General features: G+C 40.0%; 21 protein-coding genes. 7 read left to right on the top strand and 14 right to left on the bottom strand.

Annotated elements, in window-relative coordinates; all coding sequences use genetic code 11:
- Positions 1–46: 46 nt before the first annotated feature.
- Positions 47–547, top strand: a complete 501-nt coding sequence (locus BM266_RS11610) for a nitroreductase family protein (protein ID WP_093409815.1) — start codon at positions 47–49, stop codon at positions 545–547.
- A gap of 75 nt (positions 548–622) precedes the next feature.
- On the opposite strand, the gene BM266_RS11605 is transcribed toward BM266_RS11610, so the two are convergent.
- On the bottom strand, positions 623–1,090 hold the full coding sequence (locus tag BM266_RS11605; RefSeq protein WP_093409812.1) for a helix-turn-helix domain-containing protein: 468 nt from the start codon (positions 1,088–1,090) through the stop codon (positions 623–625).
- Positions 1,091–1,164: 74 nt separating this feature from the next.
- On the opposite strand from BM266_RS11605, the gene BM266_RS11600 reads away from it, so the two are divergent.
- From BM266_RS11600 to BM266_RS11585, 4 genes are all read left to right on the top strand, one after another.
- The gene (locus BM266_RS11600; protein WP_093409810.1) at positions 1,165–2,733 is read left to right on the top strand and encodes an ISL3 family transposase; all 1,569 of its coding nucleotides are present in this window, start codon (positions 1,165–1,167) and stop codon (positions 2,731–2,733) included.
- Between the two features lie 77 nt (positions 2,734–2,810).
- Positions 2,811–4,358, top strand: a complete 1,548-nt coding sequence (gene istA / locus BM266_RS11595; RefSeq protein ID WP_093409807.1) for an IS21 family transposase — start codon at positions 2,811–2,813, stop codon at positions 4,356–4,358.
- An 11-nt stretch (positions 4,359–4,369) separates the two neighbouring features.
- Positions 4,370–5,098 (top strand): IS21-like element helper ATPase IstB, encoded by a 729-nt coding sequence (gene istB / locus BM266_RS11590; protein ID WP_093409805.1) that lies wholly within the window; start codon positions 4,370–4,372, stop codon positions 5,096–5,098.
- Positions 5,099–5,352: 254 nt separating this feature from the next.
- Positions 5,353–5,688: a hypothetical protein gene (locus tag BM266_RS11585; RefSeq protein WP_093409802.1), complete on the top strand. Its 336-nt coding sequence runs from the start codon at positions 5,353–5,355 to the stop codon at positions 5,686–5,688.
- Positions 5,689–5,844: 156 nt separating this feature from the next.
- On the opposite strand, the gene BM266_RS11580 is transcribed toward BM266_RS11585, so the two are convergent.
- The 7 genes from BM266_RS11580 to BM266_RS11550 all read right to left on the bottom strand — a co-directional run bounded on the left by BM266_RS11580 (position 5,845) and on the right by BM266_RS11550 (position 16,380).
- Positions 5,845–6,189 carry a hypothetical protein gene (locus BM266_RS11580; protein ID WP_093409800.1) on the bottom strand — a complete coding sequence of 115 codons (345 nt, stop codon included), beginning with the start codon at positions 6,187–6,189 and terminating at the stop codon, positions 5,845–5,847.
- A 20-nt stretch (positions 6,190–6,209) separates the two neighbouring features.
- On the bottom strand, positions 6,210–9,344 hold the full coding sequence (locus tag BM266_RS11575; RefSeq protein ID WP_093409797.1) for a PAS domain S-box protein: 3,135 nt from the start codon (positions 9,342–9,344) through the stop codon (positions 6,210–6,212).
- Positions 9,345–9,617: 273 nt separating this feature from the next.
- Entirely contained in the window at positions 9,618–10,226 is a 609-nt protein-coding gene (locus tag BM266_RS11570) for a hypothetical protein (protein ID WP_093409795.1), read from the bottom strand.
- Positions 10,227–10,394: 168 nt separating this feature from the next.
- A complete protein-coding gene (locus BM266_RS11565) occupies positions 10,395–11,564 on the bottom strand; it encodes an ATP-grasp domain-containing protein (protein ID WP_093409792.1) in 1,170 nt (389 codons plus the stop codon).
- Positions 11,565–12,189: 625 nt separating this feature from the next.
- Positions 12,190–12,591, bottom strand: a complete 402-nt coding sequence (locus tag BM266_RS11560; RefSeq protein WP_093409790.1) for a hypothetical protein — start codon at positions 12,589–12,591, stop codon at positions 12,190–12,192.
- A gap of 233 nt (positions 12,592–12,824) precedes the next feature.
- Positions 12,825–14,966 (bottom strand): APC family permease, encoded by a 2,142-nt coding sequence (locus BM266_RS11555; protein WP_217648157.1) that lies wholly within the window; start codon positions 14,964–14,966, stop codon positions 12,825–12,827.
- A gap of 283 nt (positions 14,967–15,249) precedes the next feature.
- A complete protein-coding gene (locus tag BM266_RS11550) occupies positions 15,250–16,380 on the bottom strand; it encodes a DmpA family aminopeptidase (RefSeq protein WP_093409785.1) in 1,131 nt (376 codons plus the stop codon).
- A gap of 275 nt (positions 16,381–16,655) precedes the next feature.
- On the opposite strand from BM266_RS11550, the gene rimO reads away from it, so the two are divergent.
- Positions 16,656–18,005 carry a 30S ribosomal protein S12 methylthiotransferase RimO gene (gene rimO / locus BM266_RS11545; RefSeq protein ID WP_093409885.1) on the top strand — a complete coding sequence of 450 codons (1,350 nt, stop codon included), beginning with the start codon at positions 16,656–16,658 and terminating at the stop codon, positions 18,003–18,005.
- A 142-nt stretch (positions 18,006–18,147) separates the two neighbouring features.
- Here rimO and BM266_RS11540 read toward each other — a convergent pair whose 3' ends face one another.
- The 4 genes from BM266_RS11540 to BM266_RS11525 form a co-directional block, all read right to left on the bottom strand.
- Positions 18,148–19,206 carry a class I fructose-bisphosphate aldolase gene (locus BM266_RS11540; protein ID WP_093409783.1) on the bottom strand — a complete coding sequence of 353 codons (1,059 nt, stop codon included), beginning with the start codon at positions 19,204–19,206 and terminating at the stop codon, positions 18,148–18,150.
- 28 nt (positions 19,207–19,234) lie between these two features.
- Complete coding sequence (locus BM266_RS11535) at positions 19,235–20,536, bottom strand: erythromycin esterase family protein (RefSeq protein WP_093409781.1); 1,302 nt, start codon at positions 20,534–20,536, stop codon at positions 19,235–19,237.
- A gap of 116 nt (positions 20,537–20,652) precedes the next feature.
- Complete coding sequence (locus BM266_RS11530) at positions 20,653–21,360, bottom strand: TVP38/TMEM64 family protein (protein ID WP_093409778.1); 708 nt, start codon at positions 21,358–21,360, stop codon at positions 20,653–20,655.
- Positions 21,361–21,427: 67 nt separating this feature from the next.
- On the bottom strand, positions 21,428–22,093 hold the full coding sequence (locus BM266_RS11525) for a TIGR02117 family protein (RefSeq protein ID WP_093409776.1): 666 nt from the start codon (positions 22,091–22,093) through the stop codon (positions 21,428–21,430).
- Between the two features lie 50 nt (positions 22,094–22,143).
- Here BM266_RS11525 and BM266_RS11520 point away from each other — a divergent pair, with 50 nt between their 5' ends.
- On the top strand, positions 22,144–22,554 hold the full coding sequence (locus BM266_RS11520) for a hypothetical protein (RefSeq protein ID WP_093409773.1): 411 nt from the start codon (positions 22,144–22,146) through the stop codon (positions 22,552–22,554).
- 29 nt (positions 22,555–22,583) lie between these two features.
- Here the strand turns inward: BM266_RS11520 and BM266_RS11515 are convergent, their stop codons facing one another.
- Together BM266_RS11515 and BM266_RS11510 are read right to left on the bottom strand one after the other, a co-directional pair.
- Positions 22,584–23,261, bottom strand: coding sequence for a TVP38/TMEM64 family protein (locus tag BM266_RS11515; RefSeq protein WP_093409768.1), 678 nt, complete (start codon positions 23,259–23,261; stop codon positions 22,584–22,586).
- Positions 23,262–23,271: 10 nt separating this feature from the next.
- Complete coding sequence (locus tag BM266_RS11510; RefSeq protein ID WP_093409765.1) at positions 23,272–23,706, bottom strand: hypothetical protein; 435 nt, start codon at positions 23,704–23,706, stop codon at positions 23,272–23,274.
- Positions 23,707–23,750 lie beyond the last annotated feature (44 nt).

Genomic DNA, 23,750 nt, shown 5'->3' with positions numbered 1-23,750 from the left:
TCTACCAAAAAGTAAGAATTGAATAACTCCTTTAAATTTTAAAAATATGAAAAATCCGGAGCAAATAAATGAAATTATCGAATACGGAACCAAAGCACCTTCCGGCCATAATACTCAGCCCTGGAAGTTTTTAGTTAAGGAAAATGAGATCCAGATACACCCTGATTTTGAAAGGGAATTGCCCATTGTAGATCCAGATAATCACGCTTTATTCATTAGCCTGGGATGCGCTGCAGAAAATATGCTTTTAGCAGCAAAACATTTTGGATATGAGTGTACAGTTAATGTTGTAACAAACGATAAAAACATAAGTTTCATTAAACTATTGTTGAATAAAACAGGATCTATAGAGAAGGATAATTTGTTCGACTACATTAACATTAGACAATCCACGCGGAATTTGTATATAAATGATAAAGTTTCTTCCTCACACATAGCAGCCCTGCAGGAATCTTTCAATTTTAAAGGTATCCAAATTTTAATGTTTACTACTGCTGAAGATATTAAAAAATTAGAAGCATTCATTACTGAATGCACAATCCGGTGAAAACGGACACCCATTCCGCTGGAAAGCGGGTTCTTCGTCACTTTTGGTGAAAACTCTTTTAATTTTTTACACAAGTCATTTCTGCGGAACAAAACCTTTCCCATTCTGGAACTCCAGTCCAATTTTATCAAGTAGTTTATAAATTGTAGTGGCTGTGAAGTTTGTTTCATATTCTTCATTGACCCACTTTAATAAAAGAGGTCCAGTCCATCTCTCCGCTGAATAGCCAAATTCAGAAGGAGATATATTTATAATGGTATTTTTAATTTGGTCTTGGTCCTTTGTACTTAAAGAAGCTTTTCTACCGCGTCCTTCTTTATCTTTGAGACCTTCAATTCCTTCCTTTTCAAACCGATGGACCCAGTTTAGCACATTCTTAAAACTCACCTGGTAAATTTCGGCTACCTCTCTGCTTGATTTTCCTTGGGATATAAGATAAACCATTTGCAACCTCAAAGCGATCTTATATTCCTCCTTGCTTTTTAGAAGTTTTTTGATCTTCTGAGGCTTTAATCTTTCCGGATTTATGGTATTTTTTGTCATGAATTTCTTCTAAAAAAGGCGTAAATATACGTATTATTTGTGTATTTTAATAGGGTATTTATAAACTCTTTACTATGCTCCCCCCGAATTTGAAAATAAAACAAATAGCTATATATCAAACTGATACAAATATTGTTTTGACGATGATTCCTAAACAAAGAATCAGTAGCTGTTCTTTATGCACTAAAAATAGTAACAGCATTCACAGTCATTATGTCCGAACCTTGGCAGATCTTCCAATATCAGGAAAACTAGTACAATTACAGTTGAGATCGAGAAAATTTTTTTGCAGGAATAAACGCTGCCCACGTAAGGTATTTACGGAACGCTTTACCACTGGGATCCGGCCATATGCCAGACGTTTATGTCGATCGGCAGATGTACTGCGTAGGATAGGTCTCGAGGTTGGCGGAAACAAGGGAGCGGTGATCAGCCGTATTGTTGGAAGTCCGGTGAGCTCTTCGACAATGTTACGCCTTGTGAAACAACTGGAAATAATAGAACCACTCACCACTTCCGGAATCGTAGGAGTAGATGATTGGGCATTTAAGAAAGGGAGGAACTATGGAACCATTATCGTCGATCTTGAGCAAAGGAAAGTAATCGATTTATTACCTAATAGGGAAGCAGGTACTTTATCTCAATGGCTTTCAAGGCATCCCGAAATCCACACGGTCTCCCGGGATCGAGCCAGTGCATATTCCAGAGGCATCAAAGATGGTACTGCAAATGCCATTGAGGTAGCCGATAGATTCCATCTGTTGGTTAACCTGAGAGAAGCCTTCCAAAAGACACTTTACAAGCATAATTCAGTACTTAAAGAAGCATTTGTGGAATATAGTCGGGGAGAACTCGTATCAGAAAAAGTTCCCGAAGTTCTTTTTAAACCAGATACCCCCAACTCTCAGCGGCAGATAAAATTTGAAAAAGCCAAAGAACTTTCCCTGCAAGGCTATGGCATAAAAGCGATTGCCAAAATGCTTCACGCTCACCACAGAACTATAAAAAAATATCTTCAGCTGGAGGAATTACCTCGCAAAAAATCCCCATTAAACGGAAAATCACTGACAAACTTTTTTCAATTCAAGGCCTATCTCCAGGAATTTTGTCAAGTTCAGGATTATTTAACTCTATATGCTAATATCCGTGCTCAGGGTTTTAATGGAAAGTACACGCAGTTCTGCCATAATATGAATCGATTCATTAAACCTGACAATCCTCGGTTGCCAAAATTACCTCCCATAGAAACCTGGTCTACTTCAAGACTTTCCTTTATGGTATTACAGCAGAAGGATAAATTGAATTCAAAGGATCAGAGTTTTCTCGATTTCCTTTATAGAAAAGCTCCAGGGATTAAGGCCACAGCTCAGCTTACCAGCGGCTTTAAGAATTTATTTTTAGATAAAATAGAGGGAACATTACAGGATTGGCTTATAAAGGCGTCAGAACCCACATCAGAACTGCGGAATTTTGCCAAAGGGATACAAAAAGATTTTGATGCTGTAAACCAGGCCGTGGTAAGTCCCATCAGCAATGGACAAGTTGAAGGGCACGTTAATAAACTAAAGAATATCAAAAGAATGATGTACGGTAGAGCTGATTTTCACCTTTTAAGAAAAATGGTGTTGGCGAGTTCTGCATAATTCACCAAAAGTGACGAAGAGCCGCAAAACGGACACTTTTCTCATCTTAGTGCCATTAACTTTTAAAAGAAAGGATAATGGCCAACAATCCGATAGGTATGAGAGAAGTACGCGAACTATTACGATTATATTTTAAACAAGGACTCAGTGGCCGGAAAGCGGCTAAGGTAGCCGGTATTGGGAAAACTGCAGCAAGCCAGTATATTGCTGGTTTTAAAAGCAGCGGGGTCTCCATTTCGGCAATCTCCGGGATGAATGACAGTGAACTCATCAACCTGATTAACATCAGAAAGAAGACACAGAACCCCCGCTACACGGCCTTAGAAAAGCTATTTCCTGACTTTGAAAGAGACCTTAAGAAAGTAGGTGTCACCCTGCATCTGCTGTGGGAGGAATATCAACAAACGCACAAGGATGGCTATGAATACAGCCAGTTCTGCCACCATTATTACCATTGGCGCAAAGAGAGTAAAGTCAGCATGCATATGGAGCATAAGGCTGGAGATAAACTCTTTGTGGACTTTACGGGTAAAAAACTTTACATCACTGACCCGGCTACCGGGGAGCGAGAAGCCTGCGAGGTATTTGTCAGTGTACTGGGTTGCAGCCAGCTTAGTTATATCGAAGCGGTCCACTCACAAAAGAAAGAGGATTGGATAGCAGTCAATCAAAATGCACTTCAATTTTACGGAGGAGCCCCTGCCGCCATTGTACCGGATTGCCTTCGCTCTGCGGTGAGCAAATCCAATAAGTACGAGCCTAAAGTAAATCAAACCTATCAGGATTTTGGGGAGCATTATCAAACCGTAATATTACCGGCCAGGGCTTTACATCCGAAAGATAAAAGTCTAGCGGAGAACTTTGTACGTTTAGCCTACCAACGTATTTATGCTCCTTTACGCAATGAGGTTTTCTACTCCCTGGAAGAACTGAATCAGGCACTTTGGGAGAAGCTTGAGCTGCATAACAAAAAGAACTTTCAGCATAAATCCTACAGCCGGCAAAGCCTTTTTGATCAGGTAGAAAAGCAGGAATTAAAACCCTTGCCAACTACCTTCTATGAGTTAAAACACTTCTGTCAACTCAAGGTGCAATACAATCATCATATTTATTTAAAAGCTGATAAACACTATTACAGCATTCCCTTTAAATATACCGGCAAAAAGGTAAAAGTTATTTATACCCTCTCGAATGTGGAGGCCTATTTTAATAATGAAAGAATTGCTTTGCACCAGCGAAATCGTAAGCCTTATGGCTATACAACTAAGAATGAACACCGTCCTGCCCATCACCGTTTTCAGGCGGAATGGACCTCGGAGCGGTTCATCAGTTGGGGCCGGTCCATAGGACCTGAAGTGGAACAACTCATTGCTAGGATACTAGATAGTCGTCCCCACCCGGAACAGGCCTACAGAAGCTGTATGGGATTATTAAACCTGGCCAAAAAACATCCCAAACCAGCTTATCGAAAAGCCTGTGAAAAAGCCCTTGAAATGAATTGTCTGCAATATAAGTTCATCAAGAATATGCTCAATAACAAGACTTTTAATGTGGAAGAGGAACCTCTTGAACTGTTCGAATTACCCACCCATAATAATATACGAGGAAAAGAAAACTTTAATTAAAATCAATACTTATGAATACAAATGCCACCTTCGAAAAGTTACACACTATGCGTTTACACGGCTTTGCACAAGCCTATCGGGAAATTACCGATAGCACCCAGGAGAAGAACTTCTCCCTGGATGAGTGTATCGCCCATCTTATTGAAGCCGAATACGAAGACCGCTACAATAAGAAATTAAAGCGTCTGATCCGCCAGGCACGGTTTAAACAGCAAGCCTCCTTTGAACAAATCAATTTTAATCAGCCCCGAGGTATGGATAAAAATATGCTGCTTCGCCTACAACAGGGAGATTGGATTAAAAAGTCAAGAGACCTGATCATCACAGGACCAACCGGGGTTGGTAAATCGTTTATCGCTTGTGCTTTGGGATTCCAGGCATGTGCTCAGGAACTTAAAACCATGTATTTTACGGCTAATAAACTCCTGGACCGAATGACACTGGCCAAGGCAGATGGCAGTTATTTTAAGTTTATGGATAAAATAGCTAAAACAAAACTGCTTATCATCGACGACTTTGGTCTTAAACAAATCGATCATAAACAGTGTAATATGCTATTGGATCTTGTTGACGAGAGACATGGAAGTTCTTCCACGATCATAACCTCACAATTGCCTGTAAAATCCTGGTTCGACTGCTTTAAGGAACCAACGGTTGCCGACGCGATCCTTGATCGATTAACCAATGGTTCTTACCGCATAGAATTGCAAGGGGAATCGATGAGAAAATTTAGAAAATAAGAGCAAAAAAATTTTAATTAACTTAACCAAAATTTTAGAAGAAAAGTGTCCGTTTTGAAACGGAACGCCTGTCCGCTTTCAGCGGATTATGCATTACTGAAGGGAGTAACAGGCAGTTTCAAAATAAGGCTTTTGTAAAGGAGCTTGTCTCCTGGATTCGTTTTTCCAAAAAGGAAGTAGAACAAAAAAGAGACGGGATATGGCAAGCGAGTATGGGAATGCCTGAGGTTGGGAGAACATTGGGCAATATCATTATGAAAAAGTTTGTTTCTGCAAGCAGTGAGGCAAAGCGATGGAAGAAACAAATAGAGGCTTCTGCGGGTTTTGCTTTGTTTACAGTCGAAAAAAATGATGTGGCTCACTGGGTTCTGCTAGGAAGAGCTTTTCAGCGTTTTGGCTTAACAGCCACCCAATTAAATATTAGTCATGCTCACGTAAATATGCCTTGTGAAGAAATACAGGTTCGAAATAAAATGGCAAGACAATTTAAGCTCACAGGGCATCCCTTGCTATTGATACGATTAGGATACTCTAAAAAGATGCCCTATTCCTACAGGCGGCCTCTGGCCGATGTTTTGGAAACTCCTTAAGACTTGATTTTTAATATAACGACACTGTCCCGTAGAGTGTGTAAGTTTTAAAAAAAGGGGTCTGGCTTTATTACTTTAAGTTGAACTCTTTCTTCATATATGGTTAAGAACTGATTGAGGATAATTCCACGGTTTCTAACCGGCATAGTCCCTTTTTTATTGATCGTTCTCTTCCCAATCCAGAACTATTTCAGGCATTTGGGTAGTGAAATCAAGATCTACACCCTGAAGTTCTGAAACCTGCTCTCTAAACCATTCCGAAAACTCAGATTGATCATTTTTGAACTTGTTCATAAAATGCTCATCCTCCGCCTCGGTATATACCACCACAGAATATCCCTCGGCTGACTCCTGCAAAAACCAACTTTCTTTTTTAACACCTATTCTTTGATGCATTTTACTGAATTCTTCCTTGTGGGTAGTATTTACCTCCCTGGCGAAATTTAGCCATTGATCAACTTTATCTTTTAAGATCGGAAAACTGTAGGCGAACTTTTTCATTATCACAAATTAGATTAATATTATATTGGTAATGTTATTTTAAAGGTTGTACCTAGGTTTACTTCACTTTCTACTTCTATTTTACCGCCCATACTTCCTATTTGGTTTTTGGTGATGAATAGGCCAACTCCCCGGGAGTCATCGTGTTTATGAAATGTTTTGTACATGCCAAACAGTTTATCACCGTGTTTTTCTAGGTCTATGCCCAGGCCATTATCTTCGAAAAAGATAGTTACCACCGCTTGCTCTACGCGAGCAAAAATCTTTAAATAGCTTAATCTTTCCTCGCTTTTATACTTAATGGCATTTGTAATCATGTTCAATACAATACTATCAAGGTAAGCAGGAATACCTTTTACTACCAGGTCTTTGTCAATTTGGTTGATTATTTCTAAGTTGGCCTGTTTGATTTTTATACTAAGGCTTTCTGTATTTTTTTGCAGCACATCATAGAGCCTTATGGGCGAAATACCACTTTTCGATAAATTAACTTTAACGATCTCAGTTAAATCATGTACTGTTTGCTTCAGGTTTTCGGCTCCTCTATTAAGATGTTTAACCAATTCATTCTTCGATATTTCCGGAAATTCCATTTGAATCAGGTCAAGAATTCCGGAAATGCCTGAACTATGAGACCGTAGGTTGTGGGATACAATATTCGCAAAATTGCGGAGTCTTTCGTTTTGCTCATTGGTAATATCAAGTAAGGACTTGATCTCCTTTTCTACCTTCTTTAATTTTCTGATGTCAGTAGCTACACCCAGGTATCCTACAATATCTCCATGGTCAAGGATGGTGTTTATAGAAAGCAAAACGGGGAAAGTTGTACCGTCTTTCCTTATATAGGTACATTCTTTAGTAGTTGGCACTCCAATTTTAGCTTCATAAAAATAGGCCTCAAATCCTATTATTTCTTTGTTGTACTTTTTAGACAGTTCAAGGCTTTGCTCTTTTATCTCATCGGGATGGTGAATCAACTGTGGATTATGTTTGCCTATCATCTCCTCGGATTTATAGCCCGTTATTTCTTCGGCACCAGCGTTGAACAAAGTAATTGTACCATTTGTATCGGTGGCCATAATGGAAACCTGTTTACTTGCATCTAATATGGCTTGCAGGCTGGAAATAGCTTCCCGCAGTTTGCGTTCGGCCTCTTTTTCCTTGCTAATATCCCTTATAAAAGACCAAATTAGTTTTTTTCCATTGGCATCTTTAATTACCACCCCCTGCAATGCCACCGGATAGGTTGTACCATCTTTTCGGATATATTCCTTTTCAAACAGATCATAGCTTCCTTTGCTTTCTATTTGTTTAAGCATATTTTTTTCTAATGGCTCATACTTTCCGGGCGTGGTATCCCAATAACTAAAGGATAGGAATTCCTCTTTGCTGTAGCCGGTTGGTTCCAGCAATTTATCGTTTACATCTAAAAATTTACCGGTTTCATAATCGTTTAGGGCTATTCCTATTGGAGATAAATTATATAAAGCAGATAACAGGTTTTTTTGGTAATCAATATCTGAAAGGAGCTTTTTGCTTTCAGAGATATCTATAATTTGCGAAATAAAATAGAGCACCTTAGCCTCGTTATTCCTTACCATAGAGACTGCCAGAAGGATATGAACAATATGTCCCTTTTTATGGAAGTATCGTTTCTCCATCTGGTAATGATCCCTTTTGTCTTCAATAAGTTCCTGCAAAAAGGTCAAATCTGAATTTAAATCATCAGGATGGGTAATATCCTGAAAAGTAAGTTCACATAATTCCTCTTGTGAATACCCAACAATTTGGCAAAGCTTGTCATTTACTTTCAACCATTTCCCCTTTTCATCCAACAAAGCCATTCCAATGGCCGCATTTTCGAAATTTCCCCTGAAAGCCTCCTCACTAATTCGCAGTCTCTCTTCTCTATGCTTTCTTTCTGTAATATCCTGGTGGGTGCCATACATAATAAGGGGTTTCCCGTCTTTGGTCCATTCAAAAACTTTACCCCTGTCATAGACCCAAACCCAGTGCCCGGCTTTATGCTTCATGCGGGCTTCAAGCTCGTAGTACTCCGTCTTTTTCTCAAAACAGGAGTCTAGCCTACGCCCAGATTCTTCCAGGTCATCGGGATGAGCTAATTTCATCCAGGTTTCTATACTTATAGGAGTGAGCTCTTCTAAGGTATAACCAGTGATTTCAGCCCAACGCTCATTAAAGACGGTTTCTCCGGTTTGAACATTCCATTCCCAGGTGCCCACGTCGGTGCCTTCAATTACCGATTTGAATCTAATTTCATTTTGCTTTATTTCGGTAATATCCTGAAAACTACCAATGAGTTTGTCTCCCACTTTTCGTCCTGTTGACCTCACCCATATCAGTCTGTCTTTCGCGGTGATTATTTGGGCTACCAAATCAAATGGGATACCCTGGGAAATGCATCTTTTAAGAGCATTGTTAATGACGGGCCTGTAAACAGTGTGGTAAAACTCTGTTTTTTTTACCTCATCAGGATCAAAATCTTTAGGTACTTCATGGATCTTATATACCATATCACTCCAGGTAGTTTTTCCCGATGGGATATCCATTTCCCAGGTGCCTAGCTGATTTGCTTCCTGAGTATTCCGGAGCAAATCATTCTTTTTTTTCAGCTCTTGATTAAGAAGATCCACTTCAATACTTTTTTTTCTACTCTCAAAAAGTTTTTCGGTTTGTCTTGCCAGTTTCTGAAGCCGTTCAAGCTGGGTTTTATTGAGCTTTTTAGGGCTGTCATCAATAGTACAAAGCGTTCCTAAGGGGTAGCCCCTGGAGGTAACCAAAGGAATACCCGCATAAAAGATGACATGCGGATCATTGGTTGTCAAGGGGTTGTCATGAAACCGCTCATCTTTTCGGGCATCTTCAACTATAAACGGCTCATTTGGTGTATTAATAGCATGAGCGCAAAATGCATAGTCTTTTGGCGTTTTACGAGCCTCCAGGCCATGGTGGGAAAGAAACCATTGCTTATCATCGGTTACCAGACTAATTAAAGAAATTTTGGTGCCGCATATTTGGGCAGCCATGGAAGTGATAAAGTCATAATCGTCATTCTCTACAAGTCCTGTCAATTGATAACTTTCTAATTCTTTTAGTCGTTCCGGTTCATTTACAGGTATTTCTGGTTCTTTCATGGGGTGACTTTATTTCCAATTTTTTTGCTAAAGTCTGCGTATAAGTAGCCTTGTTTTTCAATGGCGGTTATGCGCTGTTATGTGGAGTAATCTAGCACTATTTGTGAAAATGAGCGAATCGAAAATTACCCGTTTTAGTGGGTGCTGCTTTAAAGCACTGCAAAGATTGGTTTTTATTTTTTCTTATTTGCTTTTTCGTTTCGGTTTGATAAGGCAGGTTTGGAAAAAAGACAGGATGATGTTTGATTCCGTTTTCTTTCCAGGTTTTCTAATTTACAATTTTTCGGCAAAAGTTTTTTGTGGTATATGTTGTTGATTGTAGTTCTTTAGGTCAAATATTCTTATAATACATTTATTCACAGGAGCTTTGTTCCATTTTAATTCAAATTCAATTTTTTTGTATTCAAAATTCCCAAAAAGCTGTTTTATTTCATATTTATTTTGGGAATACAATTTATCAAATAATGATTGGTCAAAGCATTGTTCTACAAGTACAAAGTATTTCTCAACATCTTTATTTTTTAATAAATTAAATTTTTCAATATCCTTTTTCCAACTTATAAACTGACCTTTTTCTCCATTATTCCAACTATCCTTTCCTTTTTTATCTAATTTTCTGAAATCATTTATTGCTTTTGAATACCTGGCAGTTTTTATCTCCATCCAGGATTCGGATTTCGAATTTCCCCAAAAAACCAAATCACATTCTACCTCCGAATTCTTATCATAATTTCTTTCGGCCGCAACAATAAAACCCTGGTTTCGCAAAGAACAGTAAATACTTGATCTTATTTGTTCTTCTTTCAGTAATCTTTCATTTGCTTTTTCGTTTATTGACTCTAAGTCGAACTTTAGGTCCCGAAAGATTTTTTCTATATTCATATTTTTAAATTACCGCTAATAGTTTCGTAACAAGTTATAGGAGTAGAGAAGTAGGTTGGTTGGTTTAAGGAGTCGCAAAATCGGTTTTACTCTATGAGGAAAATTTTGTTTCGAAGTTAGCTTAGAGGACTTGTTTTTAACTCAGCTCTTTCTTAGCCTTAGTAATTTCTATTTTCTAATATATTTACTTAAATCGGAATTTAGTATTTCTTTTAGTTCTCTTTCATTTCCTTCACTTGTTTCAGTAAATAAGATTCCAAATGCAGGGAATTTATTAAAATCTAATTTTCTGGTAACTAATATATTTTCTAAATCCTGTTCAAGCATATCAAAATCAAAATGAGAGATTTCTGATGGCTTAAAACCTGAATTATTGTTTAATAAAACAATGCTATAAATTTCATCTTTCTTATTTTTAAAAATCTCATCCCAATTCGGTTTTTTATTTTGAAAGAAATATTGGTATGAATTAAAATTAAATGCATACCACGAAAGATCTCCGGTCGTGCACCACCCTCCAAATCGTTGCGGGTTTATTTCTATTGGTTTTATTACTCCTTTTTCATCAATTCTAACCTCTATATGTAAAGGAAAGTTTTTCAAATTAGCTTTTTTTCCTATGGGTTTTAAAAACTCTTCAAGGCTTTCTTTGTACTTACGAATTATGCTTTGAGAAGTAGAGTAAACCCTATCACTTACATCAGTACCTGAAGAAAACATATGATGTAGAATATTTAGAATAACTACTTCTCCATCATTATTAAAATAGGCATCTATGGCAAATTCCTCTCCTTCTATGTATTCTTCTATAATAAAAGTAGAAGCATCCATTACCTCTTTAGGGTAAATGCTTTTTAGATTATCATAGTTTAATTCTTTTTGAGCAGTATACCAGTCAGACTTGTTACGAACAATATGTACTCCAATACTAAAAAAACCTAATGAAGGCTTAATAATAAATGGCATTTTTATTTCATCAATATCTAAATCCAAGGTTTGAATATCATCTATTTTAACTTTCCTAAACAGAAAATCAGGAAACAAATCTTTAGTTAGTTCTCTAAATTTAATTTTGTCCTTAAATAATCTTATTTGTTGAGGTAGGTTAGTTTCTTTTAAATAGTTGAAAATCCATGTTAATGAGTTCTCAGAATTTGTATAAATAAGAGGGTTTGGGCTGTTTAGGATTTTATTCTTCGCATCATTTTCAGAAATCCAATTCATAGAATCATCATTAATCAATGACCTCGCTTCTTTAGTAGAAATAATTTCAAAATTATTTTCTTTAATAGTTCTTACTAGAAAATCTGAAACATATGGGTGGTCTATAAGGATCATTTTTTATTAAGGTTAAGGCTTACGGTTAACGCCTGTTGGCAGAGTAAGGGATGCGGATTTGTAGGTTTAACTATTTTCTTTAATAGTTTCTAAAATTACATTTTTTTGGACAATACCCATTATTTGACGTCGCAAAATCGGGTTTAGTCTATGACGAAAATTTTGTTTCTAAATTGAGTTAAAATGCCTGGAATTTAGCTTAGTTCTTTGTTGTGCTACGTTATTTTTAGTTCTGTTATTTTTCTATCGAAGAATTCATAAATGAAAATTCGGTCGAAAGTTGATTCAAACTCTTGAGTAGTTATTGCCCGATCGAAAAGACAAAAATCAGATGATTTTTCAACTCCCCCGATAATTAATACTAGCCAAACTTGATTTAAGTTTTTCTTTCTGTAAAGAGGTATTAATTTTCCTTTTGAATTTATTTTTTTCTGAACTAATTCTTTATTGATATTGCCAACAATAGTTGTTTCTCCTTTATGAATCGCAATTCCATTATAAGGAAATTTAGTAATACTTTTTACGACTCCAGGTGTTTTATTGCATCCTTCAATAATTGAAATTATTTCTTTCTCAATTAATTTTCGATTCTTTCTTTTAAGAGAGAAATTTTCTTCAATAAATTCTACTCTATAATTGCCTTTATATTAACAAGGTTATTTTCTAAATTATCAATAACAGAATTAAAAATTAATTTTAATAGTCCTTCTTTTTCTTTTTCAAATTCATTAGTGATAAAATCTTTAAGTTCTATCCCAATTAAATTACCATAGGATTTAACGATAAAATCAGGGCTTTCTGTAAAAACTTCTTCAATAACGATCTCTTTATCGAAATGGTAAAGAAAATGACCTAATTCCTCAATCTCTTTTTTCTTTTGTTTTCTCTCGATAAGTGAATATGAGTTGGCATCTAATTTTTTTAACCAAGGTTCAATGTTCTTATCTATTAAACTTCTTTCCTTTTTTAAATACTTTGATTGATCTAGTAACTTACTAATCAAATCAGGATCATTAGAATCGAACATCTTAATAAAATTATGGAGCACAACTCCTTTTAACCCTCAAAATCCACATTCATACCCCGTTTTCTTCCGGGATAATCTCAGCTGAGGTCAGGCATTTTAATTTAGTTCCCTGCTAAGATAATTCTTAAAAAAGGCTTTTTATCTAAAAAACCAGGCTTCTTATTAACAACTACTTAACATTTGTTTTGAGAATATGATAGGGGTTTTAATTCCGGGGGCGATTAGTATGCTTGTTATTCCTGCTCTTCTGCCGGGCTTTCTTCGGCTTGCTTTTCTTCTTTTTCCCTTTTCTCAAGGACCACCAGTAAAGGACAGTTTATTTTATCACTAATCTCCCCGCGTATTTCATTGATAAATGTTTCCCGCTCATTGGCATTGGCTTCTACCAGTATCACCAGGTCTTCGGGTTTACTTTCTTCTTTTACCGCATCAGAAATATTCGCTACCTCCACAAGACTGGTCTTGATTTGATGTTTATGTATTCCGGCCTGCTTAAGCCTGCTAATGGCCTCTCTCTTCATCACAGAAATATCTGCGCCGTCCTTGTCTTCTGAGTCTTCAGAATCCTTAGAACCGCTTAGAAACAACAGGCTTGCCGGCAAATTACTGGCGGTGGTAAGTTCATAAATAACCGTGGCAAATCGTTTGCTTAATTGGTTGATGTCATACACCGGAATGAGCAGTCGGTTGAGTTGGCTTATGGGTTTGACGACCAGCAGCGCCTGGCAGTCGTGCTCTACGATCACATTATCGATGGCTTGCGAAACGTCTGGCGTAAAGACCAATTCAGTTTTAACATCAAATTCCTCATCCTCCAGTTCTTTTTTAACCTTTTCCAGCTGCTTTTTTGATTCGTCCCCTTCCTCATCTTTATACTGTCCGGGGTCGGTTTGTTCGGGAAGCTCTTTGTAACCAAGCACTAAGACTTCAAGATCTGTAAAGCTTCTTAATATTGCCAGCGGAAGGGATTCTTTCTGTGGAAGAGAAACCGGGATGAGAATTCGGGGTTTACGCAGTTCGGGCGCTATATGAGAAGGCGAGGGGGTGGCAAGTGTTTTACCGCGGGCGTAGACCAGGTAAAATAGGGCGCTTACCAAAAGAACAGCTCCACCCAGCAAAAGGGATACCGGTCTCATAAAAAATATAAGTCCGAAGCTGGCCACTAATCCCACTATCGGTAAGATAGGGTAGGCGGGTGACTTAAACCCCGGTACATACCAGATAGGACGGTTTTTACGCAGCTTCAGCACGCAGCCGCAGATAAGACCGTAAATAAGCAAGTGAAGCATAGAGGCAGTTTCTGCCAGTACTTCCAGGTTTCCCACGAACATGATGCCAGTTATAGGTAAACCAACTAGAAACAGGGCACGGTGTGGGGTTTTAAATCTTTCGTGTATCACTGAAACCCATTTGGGGATAAGTCCGTCATTGCTAAGTGCAAAAATGGTTCTTGAGGAACTGAGGATAGAAGCGTTGGCACTTGAAAGTGTTGCCAGTAATCCTGCGAAGAGCACCACCATCGCCCCGATATCGCCTATGAGTCCTCTCGCCACTTCTACTATGGCTGTTTCCCCAAGTTCCCCGAGTTCGGCTGTAGAAAGCACGCTATTACTTACAAACAGTGCGAGAAGATATAGCGCGGTTACGATGAGCACACTTCCAACCAGGGCACGGGGAAGATTCTTTTGCGGATTGATAATTTCTCCTCCCACGGTTGCAATTTGTACAAATCCCAGATAAGAAGTAAAGATAAGCGCAGTGACACCCACCACAGGACTTAGGCCTTTTGGTGCAAAAGGTTTCGGTAAATTAGTTGCTCCCATGATCCCCAGGGCCTGTAACATCCCGTAAAGGAATAAAAGAGTAAGGATCCCGGTAAGTACGAGAACGATGCTGTTTTGTAATTTCCCGGCACTTTTGGTTCCCAGAATATTGATAGAAGTCAACAGGAGCGCGGTACCTATTCCTATAAGAATTAAGGGATCCCCAAATTGCAATCCGGTTTCTTTGAGCAGGTCTATCAAATAGCTGGCAAAGCCATAGAGATAGAAGGAGCTGGCAAAGACGAGTCCCATCCACTGCCCAACGCCAATAAGAATTCCCCAGAAAGGCCCAAATGCCCGGGAAACAAAATAATAACCCCCGCCACTGGCAGGCATTGCAGTAGCGAGTTCTGCGGTACATAGAGCGACTATAAGGGCAATGGCTCCTGCAAGCAAAAAAGATAACATAGCGGCCGGTCCCGCTTGCCCCGAAGCTATACCGGGAAAAACAAAGATCCCGGCACCGACCATAATCCCTACACCTATGCTTAAGGCTACTTTTAAGGAAATAGTGCGGGCTAACGTAGACTGCTTTTGCTTGGATTTACTCAAAAAAGATAAAATTGGTTATAATTGAATTTATCATTTTTTTAGGGAATAGGTTTTCCGCTTCAATAAAAATTTCGCTGATTACTTCCCGCTTTTACCTGTCTGAATGAATCCTGCAGTGTGTTTGGTCTGAAGATTCAAGGAGGGGCATCCGTTCTTTCGTAGCCCAGATGGCGTGTATCCATATTTTGTTGAAGGAATGTGACATAATTATTATTTTATTCTCCCAGGGTTAAAACCGTGGGCAATGTTGAAACCGTGGGCAAAATGCGATTGATATTTATTTTCAATCCCTCAAAACCCCATACTCTCTCAACACCGGCAATACCTTCTCCATAGGTAGGGCTTCAATAGTACCGTGATGGCCTTTGGTAGTTTCGGCCATGAACAGGGAGTTTAAGATAGCTTCTTCGGTGGCTTCAATGGCAGCCATAAATAAGGGTGACATCAAATCGTTGGGAACTACTTCCAGGCTTTGGGTATCACCTTCAACTCTATAGGGCACCCGTACTTTTTCAGAAGTGGAAAAAGCGATTACGTAATCGCCACTGCCGTTGGAGACGATCCCACCGGTTTTGGCGATGCCCAGGAAAGCGCGTTTGGCCAGGCGTTCCAGGTTTCGGCTGTCAAGAGGAGCATCGGTGGCCACCACGATCATGCAGGAGCCATCGGCATTGTTCATCAGCCTATCACTAAAACTGAATTGCTGCAGTTCCCTGCCCACGGGGGCACCTGCGATTTCCAGCACTCCGCCAAAATTGCTTTGCACCAATACGCCCAGGGTGTAGCCGCCCAAACTTTCGGGGAGTTTCCGGGAAGCTGTCCCGACCCCGCCCTTGAAGCCAAAGGCCACGGTGCCCATGCCGGCGCCTACATTTCCTTCTTCGGTGTTTTCTGTAGTTGCGTTTTCTATGGCGGTAAGCATATCTTCATTAGTTAAATGCTGTCCGCGGATATCGTTTAAGAACCCGTCGTTGGTTTCTCCCACCACCGCGTTAACCGAGTACACATTTTCATTGCCGTCCTGGTTCAGCGTATATTTTATTACCGCATCCATGGCCGTGGTGACATTGAGAGTATTGGTGAGAATTATGGGAGTTTCCAGGTTTCCGAGTTCCTGCACCTGACTGCTGCCTGCAAGTTTTCCGAAGCCGTTACCGATATAGATCGCCGCGGGTACTTTCTGCTGAAAGATATTTCCGCCGTGCGGCAGGATGGCCGTCACTCCCGTGCGCACCGAATCGCCTTTTATCAAACTGCTGTGCCCAACCTTCACGCCCTCCACATCGGTAATGGCATTCATCGATCCGGTGGGAAGCACCCCGATCTCAATATCCAGATCCCGGAGACGTTGCTGGGAAAAAACTTCAGAAATATTAAAAAGAAGAATAAAAAGTAGGAGGAAAGCTCGTTTCATTTTTGTGGTTTTTGTTTTGGAAGATACGAAATAGCTTTTTTCTGTTTTAAAAAGTGTCCTTTCCTGTCCGTCCTGCAGGCGGGTTTTGGTTCCTCTGAGCAGGGACGAAGGATTTGGACAAGCAAAAAAATGAACAGGCGAGATCCTTTAAAGAATAAAAGGAATTTTCAGTTCATATTTTCAATCATTGAGAACAAGAAAACTAAGAAAGGTATTTCCAATTTAACATCGTATCTTTGCACCCGCTTTCAGCAAAGCAGGAAAAACAGAATTCTATGAGGACGAAGTCGATTAAGAAGAACAGGATCAATGTGGTAACCCTAGGTTGTAGTAAAAACGTTTACGACAGCGAGGTGTTGATGGGGCAGTTGCGGGCCAATAAAAAGGACGTCGTGCACGAGCAGGACGGGAATATCGTGGTGATAAACACCTGTGGTTTTATCGATAACGCCAAGGAGGAATCTGTGAACACCATCCTGGAATATGTAAAGCAGAAGGAAGAAGGGGAAGTGGATAAGGTTTTTGTGACTGGCTGCCTCAGTGAGCGCTACAAACCCGATCTTCAGAAAGAAATTCCCGATGTAGACGAATATTTCGGAACCACCGAACTTCCCGGCTTGCTGAAAGCCCTGGAAGCCGATTATAAACACGAGCTTTTAGGAGAAAGGCTTACCACTACCCCAAAGAACTACGCTTTCCTGAAAATTGCTGAAGGTTGTGACAGGCCTTGTTCCTTTTGTGCCATCCCGCTTATGCGTGGCGGTCACAAATCTACGCCTATTGAAGCCCTGGTGAAGGAAGCTGAAAATCTGGCGAAAAACGGGGTGAAGGAACTTATCCTTATCGCCCAGGATCTTACCTATTATGGACTTGATATTTATAAAAAAAGAAATCTGGCTGAATTGCTGGAAAACCTGGTAAAGGTGGGAGGTATCGAGTGGATCAGATTGCATTATGCATTTCCTACCGGTTTCCCTATGGATGTGCTTGATGTAATGAAACGCGAGCCTAAGGTTTGTAATTACCTTGATATTCCGTTGCAACATATTTCGACTGAATTGCTGAAGTCAATGCGCCGCGGAACCACTCATGAGAAGACCACAAAACTGCTAAAAGATTTCAGAAAAATTGTTCCTGAAATGGCCATAAGGACTACGCTTATAGTAGGTTACCCCGGAGAGACTGAAGCACATTTTCAGGAACTGAAGGAATGGGTTAAGGAGATGCGTTTTGAGCGTTTGGGATGTTTTACCTATTCTCACGAGGAAAATACCCACGCTTATAATCTTGAAGATGATGTGCCACAGGAAGTGAAGCAGGATCGTGCCAACGAGATCATGGAAATACAAAGCCAGATTTCCTGGGAGCTGAATCAGCAGAAGATAGGGCAGACCTTTCAGGTGGTGATAGACCGCAAAGAAGGAAACTACTTTGTAGGCCGTACCGAATTCGATTCTCCAGATGTGGATAATGAAGTTCTGATTGATGCTACTTCCATTTATCTGAAAACAGGCGAATTCTACGAGATAAAGATTACCGAAGCCGCCGATTTCGACCTTTATGGAGAACCGGTAAATGCCGCTCCAAAACCGGAAAGGAAAGAGCTGAAGGTAAAATCTGTATAGAAAAAACGAATATTTAGTCTATTTTAAATTTTCCGCTCCCTTTAGGAAAAGGGGGTAAATGGAAAATTTAGCCAATGGCCATCGCGTTGATGTTAAATTTTGAGACCCTTGCAGGCTTTAGAATCCTGCAAGGGTTAATAGCTTATGCTACAGTGATTTGCGGTTCCAGGTAAACATCCTGTACTCTTCTTAAAATATCCACTCCTTCAGCCAGGGGACGCTGAAATGCTTTGCGGCCCATAATCAGCCCCGAACCACCGGCGCGTTTATTTACAACTGCGGTGCGAACAGCTTCCTTGATGTCTGATTCTCCTTTGGAACCACCTCCGGAATTGATCAACCCGATCTTGCCCATATAGCAATTGGCCACCTGCAGTCTGCAGAGGTCTATGGGATGATCTGTAGTGAGCTCTTCATACATCGCGTCATCGTATTTTCCGAAATCTATTGTTTTGAAGCCCTGATTGGTCTCCGGCAGCTTTTGTTTGATGATATCAGCTTTAATGGTTACGCCCAGGTGATTGGCCTGTCCGGTAAGATCGGCAGCGGAATGAAAATCATCTTTTTTTGTTTTGAAATCGCTGTTTCTGGTGTAGCACCATAAAATGGTAGCCAGGCCCAGCTGATGGGCTTCCTCAAAAGCCACGGCGATCTCCTGAATTTGTCTGCTGCTTTCTTCAGAACCGAAATAGATAGTGGCCCCCACAGCGGTAGCTCCCAGGTTCCAGGCTTCCTTCACTGTTCCGTAGGGGATCTGGTCGTATTTATTGGGATAGGTGAGCAGCTCGTTATGGTTTATTTTCACCACAAATGGAATTTTATGTGCATACCTGCGGGCGTGCAATCCCAGCGCTCCAAAGGTGGTCGCTACTCCGTTGCATCCCGCTTCCATAGCCAATTTTATGATATTTTCAGGGTCGAAATAATCCTGATTCTTGTAAAAGGAAAAAGCCGCCGAATGCTCAATTCCCTGGTCTATGGGCAGAATATTCAGGTAACCCGTCCCGGCAAGGTTACCGTGGTTATACAACTGGGAAAGGCTTTTTAGCACCTGGGGATTCCGATCGCTTTCTATAAAATTTTCGATGCTTCTGGGTCCGGGAACCGTTAATCTGTCTTTGGATATCTTTTTGCTAACGTGTTCCAGGTAGTAGGAAGCATCATCACCGAGTACTTCTGTAATTTCATTTAAGATTCTCATAATCCTTTATTTTTTGGTTGAACATTCATTAAATTCCGAAGGGATAGGTTTCAGGGGTTAGTTCAGGATGGGGATGTATCTTAAGAGGATGTAGCCCTCTGGTTTTATCGATATATAGAAATGCGTCATACCGCTCCGAAAGTCGGGAAGGCACATAATTCCCCCTTTCACGAACGGGATGGTAAACCACTCCAATTGCCCGGTGTCCCATTTCTTCAGAAAATTTTTCTTTTAAGCGCTCATCCTCATCGAATATGATAAGCTTATTCTGTGCACTCTCCCGGTGGAGAAGTTCTTCAACGCTTCCACTAATGGCCTCGGGAACCTTCATTTTTTCCATGGGAGCGCCCCATCTTTTTCCCGCTATCACCGATCCCGAATGAGATCCGAATCCAACCAGGCATACCCCATCTTTCCGGTGTTGTTCCCGCACGAGTTGCCCCAGATTGATCAGGCCATCGGCGGCCATATCGGTGGCCCGGGCATCCCCGATGTGGGTGTTGTGTTCCCAGACTATGACTTTGGCTTCTTTTCCGTGATTTTTCATAAGCCGGTCCAGGGTCTCGGCCATATGCCTATCCCTGACATTCCAGGAATCTTCCCCAAAACCCGCCATGGCTTTATAATATTTTTCAGCATTGGCCATCACCAGGGCATTCAACTCAGCGTTTAACCCGGCTTCTTCCTCCCGGTCGTAACTATGGGCTTTTTTCCTGACTTCCTTAAGCAGATCTACCACCTCCCTTTTACAATCTGAATTGGAAGAAGAGAACACCGAAGCATAAGAATCCCTGGCTTTGAAAGGTTCGAAACATAACACCGCTTCCCGGGCAAGTTTGGCTGTTTCTGGGTCCTCCTTTTCTAGATAGTCTACGATGGATTCCATAGACTCCCACAAACTATAAACATCCAGACCATAGAAACCTGTTTTTTCGTTCACGGGAAGTTTGTCGTTATAATCCCGTAACCAGGTGGCAAAAGCAGCGATCTCCCAGTTTGCCCACATCCAGGTGGGCCAACGCTTGAACTCTTTTAGCACCTCAAAAATATCGTCGGGTGAATCTTTATAATTTTTAATCCAGGAATTGATATTATAGCAATCGGGCCAGTCGCCCTCTACCGCTATAAAAGAAAAACCCTTTTCTTTTATCAGCCTTTTGGAAATTCGTGCCCTCCATGTATAGTATTCGTGGGTACCGTGACTGGCCTCGCCCAGCAGCACATATTTTGAATCCCCTATCTTGTCCATTAATGGGTCGAGATCTGAGGAATTTTCGAGTCGGTGATAATATTTTTCAATTCCGTAATATGAATTTTTATCTGTCGACATATTAGAATGGTGTTGGTTAACTGCTTTAAGTTAAGGTTTTAAGCAGAAACCTTTCTTTCTTTAGGTGATAAAAAAATTATAAAATAAGTTAAGAAATAGGAGAGGTTAAATAAGAATCAGGAACTAGAATTGTGTTTTTTCCTCCTTTTGGTATAATCGATATAGATATAAATAGCATAGGCGATAATACCAACACCTCCAATCCAGTAGAGGCCGTCTTTCAGCTTTGAAATGTCTTCAGAAAAAATGCCTATGGCTATTGATAACGGGACCATTCCGGTTAAGGTGGCAAGCATAAATTTTTTGAATTTCATCTGAAGCATCCCTGCTATAAAACTGATGGCATCATTGGAGAGAAACGGGGAAATCCGGAATAAAACTACCGAACCAAAAGAGTAATTAGAGATCCAGAAATCCATTTTTTCCATCTTTTTTTCTCCAATTACTTTATTGAGGAAAGCCCCCTTAAAACTTTTACCGATATAATATCCAATGGTTGAGGCCAAAACCACTCCTGTGAGTGCAATGAGAATTCCCCACCAGAATCCGTAGGCTCTAACCGCAATGATTACCGGAAGCCAGGAGGGAAAAAAAATGAGGAACATCTGCAAAATGATAAAAGCAATAATCGCAACTGGCCCCCACACCCCAAATTCTTTGAAATATTCCTTGGTGTATTCCTCGCTTCCGTTGATCAATATTTTAACAGTGAAGTCTATAAATTCCCGGAAAGATGGAAGACCAAAATAGGCAAAAACCAATATTGCCAGAATGATTCCGGAAAGAAGAAAGGAGGTATGTTTTGCTTTTATAATCTTACTCATTGTAATGGAAGCATTACTTAAAAATACAAAACTTTAGAATTCGGGGATGAAATCTATTAGTTAATTACTACCTGTAAGTGTAGAGAATACCTTCGGGTAAGGGTGTCCAGAGACAGGCCTTTAACCCGGATGCTTTCAGGGCATTATTCGTCCAGGTATTGCAGGTTTTAAAAAGGCTCAGGGAACCTTTGGCTTTATAAAAAGCATCCCGTCGGGTATAATGCAGGTCCTGGATGTGCCGAACATTTCCTTCAGCATCGTATTCAAAACTGTTTTCAAGAAATGCAGTGAGCTTTAAATACTGATTTTGACTAATCATTAAGGGAATTGTTTTTTCTGTGGGCGGGAGCTCTTCTGAAAAATTGAGATGTAGGGCTGCCGGACTTTTGAGAAACAAGGCCCGAAAGCCGGTTTTTAAGGTCAGGTCTTCCCATAGTGGAGTATTTCGGTAGAATTCAAGGTCACCCCAGCCAAAGGAAATATACTTTGCCCCGGGAACTCCTGAAAGGCTATGCTGCAGCGAAATATCTTCCTCCCAGTTTTTCAAATCATTTTTTAGAGGAACCACGATATCTGTATGTACGTCTGAGGTTTGGAGGTATATTTCTACCCCGTCATTAGTTTCCTGAAAATCTGAATTAACCGGGATGAGCATCCCTGTAATTACAGCAATTATATAGATCAAAAGTGGCACGAAGATCAGCAAAACAAGTATTTTCAGGACCGTTTTCATATTTAAAAAGATAGTTTAAATTTACGTATCTGTAAAGTTGCTTTGTTTTGATGCAAAAGATTTCTAAATCAAACTCCTTTTTCCGGCGTAATTATTTTTATCTCATGGGAGTATTCTGGCTGGTTGGCGGCGTGTTGATGCTCTATTTTGAAGATAAGAATTGGCTTGGCCTGGGTTATGGTGGTTTTGGAATTGCCTATTTTATCTATGGATTTAGTAAAAAGGACAAGACTGATGAGTACATCGCATGGGACAGGGATAGAATTGAAATAGGCCAGTTGTATAATGAGCCTCAAATCTATACCCGGGAACAAATTGACTCCATCCATTTCTCAAAAAATAATCTTACTATTAAATCGGGTGCTGCGGCAGGTACAATGCTTGAATTAAAAGATTTTAAAGCAAAAGAACTTAAGCGGCTTAAGGAAGAATTAACTATCTATTTTAATCAGGGAGATTAAAAGAAGGTTTTTAATTATTTAAAAAATATCTATTTCTTTCTTTGTTTTCGTCTGTCCACATAGATATAGAGTCCATACATAACAAACCCGACACCACCTATCCAGTAAAGCCCGTTTTTTAAAGTATCAGGATCTTCAGCAAAATAACCAATTGCGATTGCCAGTGGAATAATTCCGGAGAGAGTAGCCAGAATAAATTTCCGGTAACTCATAGTTAGCATTCCGGCGATAATACTGATGGCATCGTTGGAAAGAAAAGGGGAAACCCTGAATAGGGCAATTGCCCAGAAGCCGTATTCTTCTACCATATTATTTACTTTCTTATTCTTATTTTTACCCAGGATCTTAGCCAGATTGTCTTCCCCTAAAAGTCTGCCTATTGTATAACCCAAACTGGAAGCCAGAAAGACCCCGATCACCGAAATAAGCACTCCGCCAATAAAACCATAAGCCATCACCGCGACAATCATGGGTAGCCAACTGGGGAAAACAATTAAAAAGATCTGTAGGATCATTAGAATTACTATGGCCAAAGGTCCCCAGAAACCGAAACCTTTGAAATAATCTCTGATCCTTTCCTCATCTTTACTTAATAGGATCTCCCAGGATTTATTGATGAAATCTCCAAATGGAGGATAGGTAAAATAGGCAATGAGCAGCCCGAGAATAATAGTCGCAGTTAGGATGTAAGATATCTTTTTCGCCAAACTAACTTTTTTATTGAGGGATTTTAGAAATCAGCCTGAATTGAGGCTTTCCTTCTCTTGAAAGTCTGTATTGATAAATGGCCTGCCCGTTTATGTGTCCATCTTCAAATTCAGCCCAGATAAAGCGCTCATTGAGAATTTCGGTATTTATGAACTGCATGGTTCCTCCTAACACGCCTTTTTCAGGAATTAGCTCCGGATCGCTTTTTAGAGCCTCCACGATAAAGGCTTCCGGGTTTGGAATTGTATCAAAAGCCTCAGAAAACACCACCGGATTCCGACTTTCCAGCAGGAACAATTCTTTTTGTAAAGAATCATTTTCAACTTTCAAGGCATCTACCTGAGCCTTGAGGTCGTTGATCTTCAAATTGGTCTTTTCCTCTTCAGCTTCATTGCTGCAACTCAGCAAGAGGCTTCCGGTAAGAATTAAAAGTAGTTTTTTCATCAGTATAAAATTAAACTGATTTTTATTCTCTTCCGTTAAAATTC

The organism is Salegentibacter flavus (genome assembly GCF_900115145.1).
In the GTDB taxonomy this organism is placed as follows: Bacteria; Bacteroidota; Bacteroidia; order Flavobacteriales; family Flavobacteriaceae; genus Salegentibacter; species Salegentibacter flavus.
This window is presented reverse-complemented; position numbering and strand designations above follow the sequence as displayed.

Bases quoted from the DNA above. Each gene is read 5' to 3' on its own strand.
- BM266_RS11610 (WP_093409815.1), top strand. From the start codon at position 47: ATGAAAAATCCGGAGCAAATAAATGAAATTATCGAATACGGAACCAAA.
- BM266_RS11605 (WP_093409812.1), bottom strand. From the start codon at position 1,090: ATGACAAAAAATACCATAAATCCGGAAAGATTAAAGCCTCAGAAGATC.
- BM266_RS11600 (WP_093409810.1), top strand. From the start codon at position 1,165: ATGCTCCCCCCGAATTTGAAAATAAAACAAATAGCTATATATCAAACT.
- istA (WP_093409807.1), top strand. From the start codon at position 2,811: ATGGCCAACAATCCGATAGGTATGAGAGAAGTACGCGAACTATTACGA.
- istB (WP_093409805.1), top strand. From the start codon at position 4,370: ATGAATACAAATGCCACCTTCGAAAAGTTACACACTATGCGTTTACAC.
- BM266_RS11585 (WP_093409802.1), top strand. From the start codon at position 5,353: ATGAAAAAGTTTGTTTCTGCAAGCAGTGAGGCAAAGCGATGGAAGAAA.
- BM266_RS11580 (WP_093409800.1), bottom strand. From the start codon at position 6,189: ATGAAAAAGTTCGCCTACAGTTTTCCGATCTTAAAAGATAAAGTTGAT.
- BM266_RS11575 (WP_093409797.1), bottom strand. From the start codon at position 9,344: ATGAAAGAACCAGAAATACCTGTAAATGAACCGGAACGACTAAAAGAA.
- BM266_RS11570 (WP_093409795.1), bottom strand. From the start codon at position 10,226: ATGAATATAGAAAAAATCTTTCGGGACCTAAAGTTCGACTTAGAGTCA.
- BM266_RS11565 (WP_093409792.1), bottom strand. From the start codon at position 11,564: ATGATCCTTATAGACCACCCATATGTTTCAGATTTTCTAGTAAGAACT.
- BM266_RS11560 (WP_093409790.1), bottom strand. From the start codon at position 12,591: ATGTTCGATTCTAATGATCCTGATTTGATTAGTAAGTTACTAGATCAA.
- BM266_RS11550 (WP_093409785.1), bottom strand. From the start codon at position 16,380: ATGAAACGAGCTTTCCTCCTACTTTTTATTCTTCTTTTTAATATTTCT.
- rimO (WP_093409885.1), top strand. From the start codon at position 16,656: ATGAGGACGAAGTCGATTAAGAAGAACAGGATCAATGTGGTAACCCTA.
- BM266_RS11540 (WP_093409783.1), bottom strand. From the start codon at position 19,206: ATGAGAATCTTAAATGAAATTACAGAAGTACTCGGTGATGATGCTTCC.
- BM266_RS11535 (WP_093409781.1), bottom strand. From the start codon at position 20,536: ATGTCGACAGATAAAAATTCATATTACGGAATTGAAAAATATTATCAC.
- BM266_RS11530 (WP_093409778.1), bottom strand. From the start codon at position 21,360: ATGAGTAAGATTATAAAAGCAAAACATACCTCCTTTCTTCTTTCCGGA.
- BM266_RS11525 (WP_093409776.1), bottom strand. From the start codon at position 22,093: ATGAAAACGGTCCTGAAAATACTTGTTTTGCTGATCTTCGTGCCACTT.
- BM266_RS11520 (WP_093409773.1), top strand. From the start codon at position 22,144: ATGCAAAAGATTTCTAAATCAAACTCCTTTTTCCGGCGTAATTATTTT.
- BM266_RS11510 (WP_093409765.1), bottom strand. From the start codon at position 23,706: ATGAAAAAACTACTTTTAATTCTTACCGGAAGCCTCTTGCTGAGTTGC.